Annotated in this window: 9 protein-coding genes and 1 pseudogene; 3 read left to right on the top strand and 7 right to left on the bottom strand. The window is 63.4% G+C overall.

Translation table 11 applies throughout. The features are described from left to right. Nucleotides 1-84: 84 nt before the first annotated feature. Genes JFU04_RS11600 through JFU04_RS11590 form a run of 3 tightly spaced genes read right to left on the bottom strand, consistent with a single transcriptional unit; the run spans nucleotide 85 to nucleotide 3,844 of the window. Nucleotides 85-1,377 carry an NAD(P)/FAD-dependent oxidoreductase gene (locus tag JFU04_RS11600; protein ID WP_201144127.1) on the bottom strand — a complete coding sequence of 431 codons (1,293 nt, stop codon included), beginning with the start codon at nucleotides 1,375-1,377 and terminating at the stop codon, nucleotides 85-87. After that, entirely contained in the window at nucleotides 1,374-2,462 is a 1,089-nt protein-coding gene (locus JFU04_RS11595) for a polyamine ABC transporter substrate-binding protein (protein WP_065906256.1), read from the bottom strand. The genes JFU04_RS11600 and JFU04_RS11595 overlap by 4 nt, the downstream gene beginning before the upstream one ends. A 23-nt stretch (nucleotides 2,463-2,485) precedes the next feature. Continuing rightward, a complete protein-coding gene (locus tag JFU04_RS11590) occupies nucleotides 2,486-3,844 on the bottom strand; it encodes a glutamine synthetase family protein (protein WP_065906254.1) in 1,359 nt (452 codons plus the stop codon). A gap of 139 nt (nucleotides 3,845-3,983) precedes the next feature. Between JFU04_RS11590 and JFU04_RS11585 the strand changes: the two genes are divergently transcribed. Beyond that, nucleotides 3,984-4,880: a helix-turn-helix domain-containing protein gene (locus tag JFU04_RS11585; RefSeq protein ID WP_201144126.1), complete on the top strand. Its 897-nt coding sequence runs from the start codon at nucleotides 3,984-3,986 to the stop codon at nucleotides 4,878-4,880. 114 nt (nucleotides 4,881-4,994) lie between these two features. Here the strand turns inward: JFU04_RS11585 and JFU04_RS11580 are convergent. The 3 genes and pseudogenes from JFU04_RS11580 to JFU04_RS11570 form a co-directional block, all read right to left on the bottom strand. Beyond that, nucleotides 4,995-6,097, bottom strand: a pseudogene (locus tag JFU04_RS11580) (acetoin dehydrogenase dihydrolipoyllysine-residue acetyltransferase subunit). Beyond that, nucleotides 6,094-7,113, bottom strand: coding sequence for an alpha-ketoacid dehydrogenase subunit beta (locus JFU04_RS11575; RefSeq protein ID WP_065906247.1), 1,020 nt, complete (start codon nucleotides 7,111-7,113; stop codon nucleotides 6,094-6,096). The pseudogene JFU04_RS11580 and the gene JFU04_RS11575 overlap by 4 nt, the downstream one beginning before the upstream one ends. 26 nt (nucleotides 7,114-7,139) lie before the next feature. After that, nucleotides 7,140-8,117, bottom strand: coding sequence for a thiamine pyrophosphate-dependent dehydrogenase E1 component subunit alpha (locus tag JFU04_RS11570; protein WP_201144125.1), 978 nt, complete (start codon nucleotides 8,115-8,117; stop codon nucleotides 7,140-7,142). 309 nt (nucleotides 8,118-8,426) lie between these two features. On the opposite strand from JFU04_RS11570, the gene JFU04_RS11565 reads away from it, so the two are divergent. Beyond that, on the top strand, nucleotides 8,427-10,286 hold the full coding sequence (locus JFU04_RS11565) for a sigma-54-dependent Fis family transcriptional regulator (RefSeq protein ID WP_201144124.1): 1,860 nt from the start codon (nucleotides 8,427-8,429) through the stop codon (nucleotides 10,284-10,286). Nucleotides 10,287-10,875: 589 nt separating this feature from the next. Here JFU04_RS11565 and JFU04_RS11560 read toward each other — a convergent pair. Beyond that, the gene (locus JFU04_RS11560) at nucleotides 10,876-11,655 is read right to left on the bottom strand and encodes an acetoin reductase (protein ID WP_120448310.1); all 780 of its coding nucleotides are present in this window, start codon (nucleotides 11,653-11,655) and stop codon (nucleotides 10,876-10,878) included. A gap of 193 nt (nucleotides 11,656-11,848) precedes the next feature. Here JFU04_RS11560 and JFU04_RS11555 point away from each other — a divergent pair, with 193 nt between their 5' ends. After that, nucleotides 11,849-14,002 carry a TonB-dependent siderophore receptor gene (locus JFU04_RS11555; protein WP_201144123.1) on the top strand — a complete coding sequence of 718 codons (2,154 nt, stop codon included), beginning with the start codon at nucleotides 11,849-11,851 and terminating at the stop codon, nucleotides 14,000-14,002.

The following is a 14,002-nucleotide window of genomic DNA, read 5'->3' as shown; positions in this document are numbered from 1 at the left end:
GGCGTTGTTCCAGCCAATACATCCGGTGACTGACAGACCGCATTCGCGAGCAAGCCCGCTCCCACATTTGGAGGGCGGCGTCGGCTAGATCCATTCCTTCAGGCGATACCACAGCATCCCCAACGCCAGCAGTGGCGAACGCAAGGCCTTGCCGCCGGGGAAGGTCATGTGCGGCACCTGGCTGAAGATATCCAGCCCCTTGCTGTGACCGGCGTGGATACCTTCGGCCAGCAGCCGTGCGCACCAGTGAGTGACGTTGAGCCCATGCCCGGAATAGCCCTGGGCATAGAACACATTCGGGTACTGCTGCAAGCGCCCGACCTGGGGAAAACGATTGGCCGTGATGCCGATCTTGCCGCCCCACTGGAACTCGATGGCCGTGTTGGCCAGTTGCGGGAATACCTTGAGCATTTTCGGCTGCATATACGCGGCGATGTCCGCTGGATCGCGTCCGGAGTAGTGACAGGCGCCGCCGAACAGCAGGCGGCGGTCGGCGGACAACCGGTAGTAATCCAGGCCGACTTTCTGGTCGCACAGCGCCAGGTTCTGCGGGATCAACTGGTTGGCCATCTCCTCCGACAACGGCTCGGTGGCGATGATGTAGCTGCCCGCCGGCAGTACCTTGCCGCTCAGGCGCGGCTCCAATTCGTCCAGGTGCGCATTGCACGCCAGCACCAGGTTGGCGGCGCGCACGGTGCCGCCGGCACAGCGCACCTGCACCGTGTCGCCGTGGAGCAGTTCCAGCACTTCAGTGTGCTCGAAAATCCGCACGCCGAGGGACTCGGCCACATGCGCCTCGCCCAGCACCAGGTTCAACGGGTGCAAATGCCCGGAGCCCATGTCCACCAGGCCCCCGGCATACAGTGTCGAACCGACCACTTGCTGCATATCCCCAGGGCCGACCAGGCGCGTTTCATGGGTATATCCCAGCGCTGCCAGGTGCGCCTGCTCGCCCTTGAACGCGGCGAACTGTGCCGGCGTATTCGCCAACTCACAAAAGCCCCAGCGCAGGTCGCAGTCGATGCCGTGCGCGCGAATCCGCTCGCCCACCAACGCCACCGACTCGATGCCCGCGCGCTCCAGGTAACGCACGCCCTCCTCGCCCACGTACTTGGCAAACCCCGAGACGTCATGACCAATCCCGCGAATCAACTGCCCGCCGTTACGCCCGCTGGCGCCCCAGCCAATGCGCCGGGCCTCCAGCAGGATCACCGAGAGCCCGCGCTGGGCCAACTCGATGGCGGTGTTGACGCCGGTGAAACCGCCGCCGATCACGCACACATCGGCCGTCAGGTCGGCGCCCAGTGACGGGCGCGCCGGCAGGGTGTTGGCCGAGGCGCGGTAGTAGGAACGGGCGTGGTCACTGGATGGGATCATTTATTGGTCTTCACTTTGCTCCAGGCGCGGGTCATCAGGCGCATGGTCGCCGGGGTCGGCGTGGTGGATATGTAGAGTTTGTCGAGCACTTCCTGGGACGGGTACACCTCAGGGTTGTTCACCAGTTCCGGGTCCATGAACGCCTTGGCCGCGGGGTTGGCGTTGGCATAGCCGACCGAGGCACTGACTTTGGCGATCACTTCGGGGTCGAGCAGATAGTTGATGAAGGCATGGGCTTCCTTCGGGTTGCTGGCATCGGCGGGAATTGCCAGCAGGTCGAACCACAGGTTGGAACCTTCCTTGGGAATCGAGTAGGCAATGTTCACGCCGTTCTTGGCTTCCTTGGCGCGGTTGGCGGCCTGGAAGACGTCGCCGGAGTAACCGAAGGCTACGCAGATATCGCCGTTGGCCAGATCCGAGATGTACTTGGAGGAATGGAAGTAGGTGATGTAGGGACGCAGCGTCAGCAGCTTGGCTTCAGCTTCCTGATAGTCCTTGGGGTTCTCGCTGCGTGGGTCCTTGCCCATGTAGTTGAGGATTGCCGGGAACAGCTCATCTGCCGAGTCGAGGAACGCCACGCCGCACTGGTTGAGCTTCTTGATGTTCTCTGGCTCGAACAGCACCGCCCACGAATCGATATGGTCGATACCGAGCACTTGCTTGACCTTGTCGACGTTGTAGCCAATGCCATTGGTGCCCCACAGGTACGGCACCGAGTGCGCATTGCCCGGGTCGTTTTTCTCCAGCAGCTTGAGCAGCTTGGGGTCGAGGTTCTTGAAGTTGGGCAGCTGCGCACGGTCGAGCTTGAGGAACGCGCCGGCCTTCACCTGGCGTGCCAGGAAGTGGTTGGACGGCACCACCACGTCATAGCCGGTGCGCCCCGCGAGCAACTTGCCCTCCAGGGTTTCGTTGGAGTCGAACACGTCGTAGATCACCTTGATCCCGGTCTTGGCCTGGAAATCGGCCAAGGTGGTCTCGCCGATGTAGTCGGTCCAGTTGTAGACGCTCACTGTCGGCGCGGCCTGGCTGGCACTGCTGAACGCGGCCACCAGGGCCAGCGGGAGAAGCTTTTTCACGAGACGCATATCGACACCCCTTTTTTGGTTTTTTAGACGCTCAGCAACAGGAACTCACGTTCCCAGGAACTGATCACCCGCTTGAAATTCTCGTGCTCGGCGCGCTTGACCGCGACGTAGCCGCGCACAAACTTTTCGCCCAGGTACTGCTTGACCGTGTCGCAATCCTCCATGCGCGCCAGGGCGTCTTCGAGGGTGAACGGCAAGCGCAGGTTGCGGCGCTCATAGGCACGGCCTTCGACCGGCGCACTGGGTTCGATCTGCTCGATCATGCCCAGGTAGCCACACAGCAGACTAGCCGCAATCGCCAGGTAAGGATTGGCATCGGCGCCCGGCAGGCGGTTTTCCACGCGCATCGCGTCGGGGCTCGAGGTCGGCACGCGCAGGCCGACGGTGCGGTTCTCTTCACCCCACTCCACGTTGACCGGCGCCGAGGTGTCCGGCAGGAAGCGGCGGAACGAATTGACGTTCGGCGCGAACATCGGCAACAGCTTGGGGATGTATTTCTGCAGGCCGCCGATATGGTGCAGGAACAGTTGGCTCATGCTGCCGTCGGCGTCGACAAACACCGGCTTGCCGGTGGCGATGTCGACCACGCTCTGGTGCAGGTGCATGGCGCTGCCCGGCTCGTCGGCCACTGGCTTGGCCATGAAGGTCGCGGCCACGTTGTGCTTGAGCGCGGCTTCGCGCAGGGTGCGCTTGAACACGGTGATCTGGTCGGCGAGGTCGAGGGCGTCGCCGTGGCGGAAGTTGATTTCCATCTGCGCCGGGCCGTCTTCGTGGATCAGCGTATCGAGGTCCAGGCCCTGGGCTTCGCACCAGTCATAGACGTCTTCGAACAGCGGGTCGAACTCGTTGGCGGCGTCGATGGAAAATGACTGGCGCCCGGTTTCGGCGCGACCGGAACGGCCAATCGGGGTCTTCAATGGCAGGTCCGGGTCCTCGCAGCGCTGGGTCAGGTAGAACTCCATTTCCGGCGCCACGATCGGCTGCCAGCCCTGGTCGGTGTAGAGCTGCAGGACCTTTTTCAGCACGTTGCGCGGCGACAGCTCGATAGGATTGCCCTGCTTGTCGAAGGTGTCGTGGATCACGATCGCGGTGGGTTCGATGGCCCAGGGCACCACATAAGTAGCGTTGGATACCGGGCGGCAGATCATGTCGATGTCAGCCGGGTCGAGCAGGTCGTAGTAGATATCGTCGTCGACAAAGTCCCCGGTTACCGTTTGCAGCAACACACTTTCCGGCAGGCGCATGCCTCGCTCATGCAGGAACTTGTTGGTGGGTGCAATCTTGCCGCGGGCGATGCCAGTCAAATCACTGATCACGCATTCGACTTCGGTAATCTTGTGTTCTTTCAGCCAGGCGGACAGCTGATCGAAGGGGGCGTTCATAAGGACCTCGTCATGGGTTGGGTGCATGCGCCGGCTTGTACTCCTGGCGCATTGAGGTCTATCTTGGGCCAGCCTTCACAGGCCATCTATCCACTTTGCACGAACCACAACGCACCAATAGAGTGCGCACGGATCACCCATGACACAGGCAGCAGCTTTGCGCGTACAGGCCTTCACCACCGGTGATGTGGCCGCTCAATGCAGTGCGACACCCGGCTGGGTGCAGCAGTACCAGCAGATGTCCCCGGGGCATTTTGCCGGGCAGATCCGCTACCTCGACCTGCAGGGCGTCGAGGTCTACGAAGAGTGCATGAACACCCGCGTGGAGCAGCACTTCAACGCGCCACCGGGCTCGCTGGCGTTCTGTTTCGATGGCAGCGACAACGCGCTGTACATGCTCAATGGCGAGAGCCGTAACACCTGGATCACCCCGGAAAACTACCGTGAAGTGGCGGTGGTGTTCGGCCCGCAGTTCGTGCAGCGCCATGGCCTGGACGTGGCGAAACTCGAAGGCTTGTTCATGGCGCCGCTGACCTGCCAGCAGAATGCGCTGTTCACCCGCTGGCTCAGTGGCACGCTCACGCGCCTGGCCACGGTGATCGATCCGATCAGCCGCGATGCCCTGACCCAGCAGTTGCTCGACGATTGCCTGTTCATTCTCGACAACGCCTGCGTGTGCCTGGACCGCAGCTCGTTGCAGCGGCGCAGCGAAGAACGCCGGTTGATGGCACGCATTGGCGAGTGGGTGGCAGATGCGCCGGATGAGACCATCAACCTGCTGGAGCTGGCCCAGATTGCCGGCGTGCCACTGCGTCAGTTGCAGCAGGGCTTCAAGACCTACACCGGGATGAGTCCGGCGCAGTGGTTGCGGTTGCGTCGGTTGAATGGTGCGCGGCGTGAACTGTTGAGCTCAGCGGGTTCCACCGTCGCGGAGGTAGCGATGAACTGGTCGTTCTGGCACCTGGGGCGGTTTTCCAACAGTTATCGGGCGTTGTTCAAGGAACTGCCCAGCGAAACCCTCAAGCGTCATGGTTGATACACGATTAACCCCGTGGGAGCGGGCTTGCTCGCGAAAGCGCTGTGTCAGGCAATCAATGTCTGACTGACCCACCGTATTCGCGAGCAAGCCCGCCCCCCCATTTGATTGCTATCAGGCTTGAGATTTGAGGAACAGACTCAGCAACTGATTCACCTGCTCCGCCGCCTCCAACTGCACCATATGCCCCTGCCCCGGCACAATCTCCACCTGGGCCTGCAACCCCTCGGCATGGCTGGCCGGGATGATTGCATCGTCACTGCCCCAGATCACCAGGCTCGGCTGGCGACCCACCACGCTGCGCAAATCCCGCGTCTGCCGCCCCCATCAAACAGCTGCGCATTCAGTTGCCGCAGGGCCTGGTCCACGCCTTCCAGGCGCTTGAACTTGAGCATGTCCTCGAGCATTTGCCGCGTCACCAGCGCGGGGTCGCTGAACAGTTGCACCAGCTGCGGCTTGAGCGCGTTGCGGTTGTTGGCCTCGGTGAACCCTTGCAGGTAATCGCCGTTGATGTCCGCCCCCAGGCCGGCACTGGCGATCAGGCTGAGTGAGGCAACACGCGCGGGGGCCTGGTCGGCAATCGTCAGCGCAACCAGCCCGCCCATGGAGTGGCCGGCCAGGTGCACGCGGTCGAGCCCGAGGTGATCGAGCAAGGCCAGCACGGCCTGGCTCAACTCTTCGGCATCGCCGTTGTGCAGGTGTTTGCCCGACTCGCCATGCCCCGGCAAATCCAGCGCGATCACGCGCCGCTCGGCCGCCAAGGCCGGTTGGTTGAACAGCCAGTTGTTCAAGTCGCCGCCAAAGCCATGCACCAGCACCAGCGGCGTGCCGCCCTCACCCAGGTCGAGGTAACGCAGCAAACGCCCGCCGACCTCGACCTTCTGCGCACTCGGTCCCGACGCTTCGGCTTCGGCGTTGCTTGAGACGAACCCTGCATTGAAACGCGCCACCACCGCATCGATCTCTTCTTCGGTGGCTTCGCCCTCCACCACAATCGCCAGCAGCGCGCCCACCGGCAGGGTCTCGTCACTCAGCGCCAGCACCCGGCGCAGCACACCACTGAACGGCGCTTCGACACTGCTGGAGATTTTGTCGGTCTCCACATCCAGCACTTCCTCGCCCTTCTCCACGCGGTCGCCCGGTTGTTTGAGCCAGACATCGAGGCGGCCTTCAGTCATCGACAGGCCCCATTTGGGCATGGTCAAGGTATGAATCATGCGGCATTCCTCTTGTCGGCGATCTTCAGCACGGCAGCCTCGATCTTCGCCGCGTTGGGGATGTACAGGTCTTCCAGTGCATCGGAAAACGGCACCGGCGTGTGCGGCGCGGTGACCATCTCGATCGGCGCGCGCAGGAACGAGAACCCCTGCTGGGCCACCAGTGCGCTGATGTCGGTGGCGATGGAGCAACGCGGGTTGGACTCGTCGATCACCACCAGGCGCCCGGTTTTCTCCACGCTTTCAAGGATGCTGTCTTCGTCCAGCGGGCTGGTGGTGCGCAGGTCCAGCACTTCGCAGTCAATCCCCTGGCGGGCCAGGTTGGCGGCGGCTTCGAGGGCGACATGCACCATGCGCCCGTAAGTCACCAGGGTCACGTCGCGGCCTTCGCGGACAAAGTTCGCCTCGCCGAACGGCACCGTGTACAGCTCTTCCGGCACCTCGCCCTGCAGGCTGTAGAGCAGTTTGTGCTCAAGGAAAATCACCGGGTCGTTGTCGCGGATAGCCTGGATCAGCATGCCCTTGGCGTCATACGGCGTGGCCGGGCACACCACCTTGAGGCCGGGGATGTGCGTCCACATCGAGGTGAGCATCTGCGAGTGCTGGGCCGCAGCGCGCAGGCCGGCGCCGTACATGGCGCGCACCACCAGCGGCGTGGTGGTCTTGCCGCCAAACATGTAGCGGAACTTGGCGGCCTGGTTGAGCAACTGATCGAGGCAGCAGCCGATAAAGTCGACGAACATCAATTCGCACACCGGGCGCATCCCACGGGTCGCGGCGCCGACGGCCATGCCCACGTAGCCGACTTCGGACAACGGCGCATCGAGGACCCGCTCGGGAAATTCGGGGTACAGGCCCTTGGTGACCCCCAGCACACCGCCCCAGGCGTCCTGCTCGCCCGGTGAGCCGGTACCGCCGGAGACGTCCTGGCCGATGATGAACACGCTCTGGTCGCGGCGCATTTCCTGGGCCAGGGCTTCGTTGATTGCCTGCTGATAGCTGATTTTGCGAGCCATGAAATTCTCTCCGAGTATTGTTGTTATTAGCGGTAGGCGACGTACACGTCACTCAACAGATCGGCGGCCTGGGGCTTGGGATCGGACTTGGCCAGGCGCACGGCGTCTTCGATCAACTGTGCGACCTCGCCGTCGATACGCTCGAACTGCGCGGCATCGAGCCAGCCTTCGGCGCTGCACCGCTGGCGGAACAACGCCAGGCAATCGTGGGATTCGCGCAGGTTCTTCACTTCATCCGGGCCGCGATAGGTTTGCGCATCGCCCTCGAAGTGGCCGTAGAAACGGCTCAGCTTGACCTCCACCAGCGTCGGCCCCTCGCCCTTGCGTGCCCGCTCCACCGCGACGCCAAGCGCCGCATGCACGGCGAAGAAATCATTGCCATCGACAATCACCCCCGGCATGCCAAAGCCCACGGCGCGCTCGGCAATGTCCTTGCACGCCACCGACCAGCCGGACCCCGTGGCCTCGGCATAGCCGTTGTTCTCGGCGACGAACAGGCACGGCAGTTTCATGATCGCGGCCAGGTTCATGGCCTCGAAGACCGCGCCTTCGTTGGAACCACCATCGCCAAAAAACGCCACGGCCACGCCTTGGCTGCCCTTGAGCTTGGAGGCCAGCGCCGCGCCTGCGGCCAGCGGTGCACCGGCGCCGACAATGCCGTTGGCGCCGAGCATGCCCTTCTCCTGGTCGGCGATGTGCATGGAGCCGCCCTTGCCGCCGCACACGCCGGTTTTCTTGCCGTAGATCTCGGCCATCATGCCGAACACATCCACGCCCTTGGCGATGCAATGGCCGTGGCCACGGTGGTTGGAGGCGATGCAATCTTCATCGTTGAGGTGGGACATGACCCCGGCAGCGCTGGCTTCCTGGCCGGCGTACAGGTGCACGAAACCGGGGATCTCGCCGGTGGCGAACTCCACGTGCAAGCGTTCTTCGAAATCACGGATGGTTCGCATCACGGTGTAGGCATGCAGCAATTGATCGGTGGACAGGTGAGTGGACATCTTGTTGTTCTCCAGGTTGTCTCGACACACAAAAGGCTGGCGTCGGCCAGCTGCAAGCGGTTCAGCACAGCCTGTGCCAAGGCGCGAAAAAACCTGACAAAGCCTTGATCCAGAGCAGTGCCGTGCGGTTGTACCGGGGCGCGATGCCTGCGCAGAATGAGACGCGCCATTGCAGCCTGCAGGCTGCGTCTCAGGCCTGGTGAGACGCTGCGTCTCACGCCCGGCTGTTGGTCAGGCCGCCCTTGTCCGCCTGCGCCCATAGGCGCTTAATGGCCGGCATAACAACAAAGATCGAGAACCGGAGGCCTTATGCTCGCCGCGAACTCCAGAGAGCACGTCGACTGCGTCAGTCGCGTGGTCCGCAATGCCGATCGCCTGCCCCAGGCGCCGGTGCCGTCGCTGATTTTCGACTCCTGGCGCCGCTCCATGGAGCAACATCACCTGGACCCCGGCTCCCTGCAGGGGCCACGTATCCTCAGCGAACCCCTGCTCAAGGAATGCCGTGAGCGCGCCGAACTGTTCATGCGCATCGCCGGCGAAGCCGTCGGGCAACTGCACCACCGCGTGCGCCACGCCGACTACTGCGTGATGCTCACCGACGCCCAGGGCCAGACCATCGACCACCGCGTGGACACCGCCATTCGCAGCGACTGCCGCAAGGCCGGCCTGTACCTGGGCACGTGCTGGTCGGAAGCCGAAGAAGGCACCTGCGGCGTGGCCACGGTGCTGACCAGCAAGGCGGCGGTCACGGTGCACAAGCGCGATCACTTTCGCGCGGCCTTCATCGACCTGACCTGCTCGGCCGCACCGATGTTCGACCCGCAGGGCAACCTGCTGGGGGTGCTGGATGCCTCGGCGCTCAAGTCCCCGGATGACCGGCGCAGCCAGCACCTGGTGCGGCAGATGGTGGCGCAGAGCGCGCAGGCCATCGAAAACGCCTTCTTCATGCACAGCGCTCGCCAGCACTGGGTGCTGCAGGCCCACAGCACGCCGGGCTATGTCGACAGCCAGCCCGACCTGCTGCTGGCCTGGGACCAGGACGGTCGCCTGCAGGCCCTGAACAGCAAGGCACGCCTGGCGCTGCGTCGGCGCTTTGGCCAGGTGCCGGAGCATATCGGCGAGGTATTCGACCTGGATGCCCTGCGTGCAGTCACTGATCAATCGTCCCAGCACCTGCAATGGCTGGGCGAACCCGGCGTGCTGCACGTGCGCGTCAACACGCCGCGTCGCACGCCCGCGCGCGCGGTCGCGATCACCCAGGTCGACCCGCGCGTGGATGAACACCTGCGCCTGGCGGTGCGGGTCAAGGACCGTAACCTGCCGGTGCTGGTGCAAGGGGAGACCGGTGCCGGCAAGGAAGTCTTCGCGCGCCAATTGCATGAGCGCAGCGCTCGGCGCGAGGGGCCGTTCGTGGCGGTGAACTGCGCGGCGATCCCGGAAAACCTGATCGAAAGCGAGCTGTTCGGCTATGTCGCCGGGGCGTTTACCGGCGCATCCAGCAAGGGCATGCCGGGGCTGTTGGTGCAGGCCGATGGCGGCACGCTGTTCCTCGATGAAATCGGCGACATGCCGCTGGCCCTGCAGACGCGCCTGCTGCGGGTGATGGCCGAAGGTGAGGTGGCGCCCCTGGGTGCGGCGAAAACCCGTGCAGTGGATATCCAGGTGATCTGCGCCAGCCACCGCGACCTGTCGGCACTGGTGAGTGAAGGACGTTTTCGCGAAGACCTGTACTTTCGCCTCGGCTGCGCGCGTTTCTGCCTGCCGCCGCTGCGCGAACGCACCGACAAGCTGGCCCTGATCAATCGGCTGCTGGAGCAGGAGGCCCGCCACACTGGCATCGCGGCTGGCATCAGCCAGGCGGCGCTCGAAGTGCTGCTGGGCTACGCCTGGCCGGGCAATGTGCGGCAACTGCGGCACGTGCTGGCGTATGCCTGCGCGGTGTGCGAAGGCGGCATCCTGCAACTGGCGGATTTGCCGGTGGAAGTGCGTGGGGAACAGGTTGCGCTGCAGGCACAGGTTCAGCTGAGCCCGGAGCGCCAGGTGGTGCTGGATGCGCTGATCCGGCATCGCTGGAAGCCATCGCCGACGGCGCAGGCGCTGGGGATTTCACGGGCGACGCTGTACCGCCGCGTCAACCAACTGGGCATCGATATGCCTGGTAAACAGTGAACCTGTGGGAGCGAGCCCGCACAGTGGAATTGTGGCAGGCACAAGAATCAGTCCAGCCACAAATCAGTGTGGGAGCTGGCTTGCCTGCGATGGCGGTGGATCAGCTGCATCATGGTTGACTGAAACTGCGCCTTCGCGGGCAAGCCAGCTCCCACAGTGGAACTGTGTCAGGCACAAGAATTAGGCCAGTCCCTCCAAAACTGGGGGAACTGAGCCAGGCACAGGATTCAGTCCAACCGCAAATCAGTGTGGGAGCTGGCTTGCCTGCGATGGCGGTGGGTCAGCTGCATCAGGGTTGACTGACACACCGCTTTCGCGAGCAAGCCCGCTCCCACAATGGAACTGTGTCAGGCACAGGAATCAGGCTCCCCCTCCAAAATCTGTGGGAACTGTGTCAGGCACAAGAATCAGTCCAGCCCTTCCAAAAACTGTGGGAACTGAGCCAGGCACAAGATTCAGTCCAGCCACAAATCAGTGTGGGAGCGGGCTTGCTCGCGAAGGCGGTGGATCAGCTGCATCATGGTTGACTGACACTGCGCCTTCGCGAGCAAGCCCGCTCCCACATTTTTGACCGCGTCAGCCAAGCACGTCAGCGGTAGACAAGCCCGCCGTCAATCAACGGGGCTTGGCCGGTCATGTAGTCCGAATCCGGCCCGGCCAGGAAGGCCACCAGCCCGGCAACGTCTTCCGGCGTTTCCGCGCGGCCCAGGGCAATGCCCTCCACGTACTTCTTGTATGTCGCGCCGACGTCAGCGCCGGTAATCTCGGCCATGCGCTTGTCGATCTCAACCCACATATCGGTGCCCACCACGCCCGGGCAGTACGCATTGACCGTGATCCCGGCACTGGCCAATTCCTTGGCCGCCGCCTGGGTCAAGGCGCGCACGGCAAACTTGGTCGCCGAGTACACCCCGAGCAGCGCAAAGCCTTCATGGCCGGCGATGGAGCACGCGTTGATGATCTTGCCCTTCTGCTTGAGCGCCTTGAATTTCTTGCCGGCGGCCTGGATTCCCCACAACACACCCTGCACGTTGATGCCCAGCGTGCGTTCGACCTGTTCCGGACTGACGTCCAGCAGCGAATCGATCTGCGCCACCCCGGCGTTGTTGACGATGATGTCGAAGCCACCCAGGGTCTGGTGCGCATGTTCGACGGCGGCCACCACCTGTTCGCGCTTGGACACGTCGGCGACAAACACCGAGGCCTTGCGTCCCAGGGCGACCACTTCAGCAGCTACGGCTTCGAGCTTGGCGCCATTGATGTCCACCAGGGCGATGTCGGCACCGTCCTGTGCCAGGCGCAGGGCGATGGCCCGGCCAATGCCCTGCCCGGCGCCAGTGACCAGCGCGATTTTTCCAGCAATCCCCATGACGATCTCCTGCAATGATGAGAGAAGCCTTGTCTATCGCAGGTCGCCGGGGCGGCTGTCGAGGCGCGCAGCGATTGGCGTAGGGGCTGAGACGGGATGTCTCAGCGTGCGAATCATTCTCGAAAACTTGTAAAAGTACGCACTTATGCCTAGCTTATGCGCCCCCCGCCCTGCGCTTTAAGGCCCTGCCCCCATGGTTTTGCGTTTTCGTCCCGTCGTCACTTCACGTTTTGCCCTCGGCCTGCTGCTCAGTGGCGGCATCGGTCACAGTCTGGCGGCGGAGTTGGAGCTGCCAGCGGTGCAGGTCCAGGGCCAGGATGAGTCCGGCTATCGCGCTGAAACCGCCTCGGTCGGGGGCTTCGACGAGGCGCCGCTGCTGGACACGCCGGCCTCGATCACGGTGATCAACGCCGCGATGATCAAGGACCAGCAGGCGCGCCTGCTCAGTGAAGTGCTGCGCAACGATGCCTCGGTGGGCGACAGCTATGCGCCCATCGGCTACTACGAAAACTTTGTGGTGCGCGGCTTCTCGCTGAATGCCGCCAGCAGCTACAAAATCAACGGGCGCACCATCACCGGCGAGCAGAACGTCGCCCTGGAAAACAAGCAGCAGGTGGAAGTGCTCAAGGGCCTGGCGGGCCTGCAAAGCGGCATCTCCGAGCCCAGCGGCGTGATCAACTACGTGACCAAGCGCCCGGAGGACGTGCGCCAGGTGACGGTGTCCACCGATGATCGCGGCAGCGGTTATATCGCTACCGATGTCGGCGGCTGGTTCGGCAGCGAGCAGCAATTCGGCCTGCGTGCCAACGTCGCCCATGAAGACCTCAATTCCTATGTGGAACACGCCAATGGCCAGCGCGATTTCGTGTCCCTGGCCTTTGACTGGAACATCAGCCCCGACGCCGTGCTGCAGCTGGATGCGGAATACCAGGACAAGCAGCAACGCTCGGTGCCCGGCTACCAGTTGCTGGGCGGCACTGAAGTGCCACACGGCGCGTCGCCGAAAAAGTTGCTCGGGCACCAGAGCGGTTCCAAGCAGGTGGGCATCGATTCACTGAACCTCAACGGCAAGTTCGAATACCGCTTCAGCGACCAGTGGAAAGGCAACCTCAGCGCGGCGCGCAGCAAAGTGGTGATCGATGACTACAGTTCGTTTGCCTATGGCTGCTTCTACGTGACCGATTGCGGCACCGCCTTCTTCAGCCCCACTGGCGACTACGACGTCTACGACTACCGCAGCCCCGACGACACCCGCCGCGACGACGAAGTGCAGGCGGCCATGACCGGGCTGTTCGACACGGGCAGCCTGGGCCATGAACTGACCTTCGGCACCAGCGCCTTTCGCCGGGTGGTCGACAAGCGCAAGTCGGTCAACGAATACATCGGCAGCACCAATATCAACGTCGATGCTCCGACGTTCACCCCCACCGACAAGCCGCTCAACGACAGCCATCGCAACCTCGACAGCCGCCAGTACGGCCTGTTCGTCACCGACCGCATCCGCTTCAACGAGCAATGGCAAACCATCCTCGGCGGCCGTGAAGTGCGCCTGGACGAAAAAGCCTTCGACGGGACCACTGGCAACCAGGTTCGCCACACCCAGCAATACGTGTTCCTGCCGCAGGCTTCGTTGATCTACAAGCCAGTCGAAAACATCTCGCTCTACACCAGTTACAGCAAAGGCCTGTCCTTGGGCGGCCAGGCGCCGTGGACAACCACCAACGACGGTGAAACCCTCGCGCCGACCGTTTCGCGCCAGATCGAAGCCGGGGTGAAATACGACTGGCGCCGCATCAGCTTCGCCGCTGCCGTATTCCAGACGCGCCAGGCCTACCAGTACGCCAAGCCGGAAGGCGCCGATCAGTTCATCTATGTGCAACAGGGCGAGCAGAAGAACACCGGGCTGGAGTTGTCGGCCAACGGCTGGGCCACCGACCGTTTGCAGATCGCGACCAGTGTGGCGGCGATTCGCGCGCGGGTGACCGGCAGCGGTACGCCGGAATACGAAGACCACCAGGCGATCAACGTACCCAAGCTGCGCGCCAGTGTGTACGCCGACTATGCGTTGCCGTGGGTGAATGGATTGGCCGTGCTCGGCGGCGTGCAGTACAGCGCCAAGAAGTACGCGAACCGTACCGGGAATGTGGAGGTCGGGGATTATGCGGTGGTCAATGTCGGCAGCCGCTACACCACCAAGGTCGACGGCTACGAGACGGTGTTTCGCCTGAGCGTCGACAACCTGTTCGACAAGCGCTACTGGCGCGACGCGGGCGAGTACATGGGCGATGACTATCTGTTCCAGGGCGCGCCACTGACGGCGCGCCTGAGTGCTTCGGTGAATTTCTAA

The sequence above is a fragment of the Pseudomonas sp. TH21 genome (assembly GCF_016651025.1).
Classification (GTDB): Bacteria; Pseudomonadota; Gammaproteobacteria; order Pseudomonadales; family Pseudomonadaceae; genus Aquipseudomonas; species Aquipseudomonas aylmerensis.
Note: the sequence above shows the minus strand (reverse complement) of the source record. Positions and strands in the feature narration are given on the sequence as shown.

What these genes read in the sequence shown, in the direction of transcription:
- JFU04_RS11590 (WP_065906254.1), bottom strand. Translation starts at nt 3,844, where the DNA reads ATGAACGCCCCCTTCGATCAGCTGTCCGCCTGGCTGAAAGAACACAAG.
- JFU04_RS11565 (WP_201144124.1), top strand. Translation starts at nt 8,427, where the DNA reads ATGCTCGCCGCGAACTCCAGAGAGCACGTCGACTGCGTCAGTCGCGTG.
- JFU04_RS11575 (WP_065906247.1), bottom strand. Translation starts at nt 7,113, where the DNA reads ATGGCTCGCAAAATCAGCTATCAGCAGGCAATCAACGAAGCCCTGGCC.
- JFU04_RS11570 (WP_201144125.1), bottom strand. Translation starts at nt 8,117, where the DNA reads ATGTCCACTCACCTGTCCACCGATCAATTGCTGCATGCCTACACCGTG.
- JFU04_RS11595 (WP_065906256.1), bottom strand. Translation starts at nt 2,462, where the DNA reads ATGCGTCTCGTGAAAAAGCTTCTCCCGCTGGCCCTGGTGGCCGCGTTC.
- JFU04_RS11600 (WP_201144127.1), bottom strand. Translation starts at nt 1,377, where the DNA reads ATGATCCCATCCAGTGACCACGCCCGTTCCTACTACCGCGCCTCGGCC.
- JFU04_RS11555 (WP_201144123.1), top strand. Translation starts at nt 11,849, where the DNA reads ATGGTTTTGCGTTTTCGTCCCGTCGTCACTTCACGTTTTGCCCTCGGC.
- JFU04_RS11560 (WP_120448310.1), bottom strand. Translation starts at nt 11,655, where the DNA reads ATGGGGATTGCTGGAAAAATCGCGCTGGTCACTGGCGCCGGGCAGGGC.
- JFU04_RS11585 (WP_201144126.1), top strand. Translation starts at nt 3,984, where the DNA reads ATGACACAGGCAGCAGCTTTGCGCGTACAGGCCTTCACCACCGGTGAT.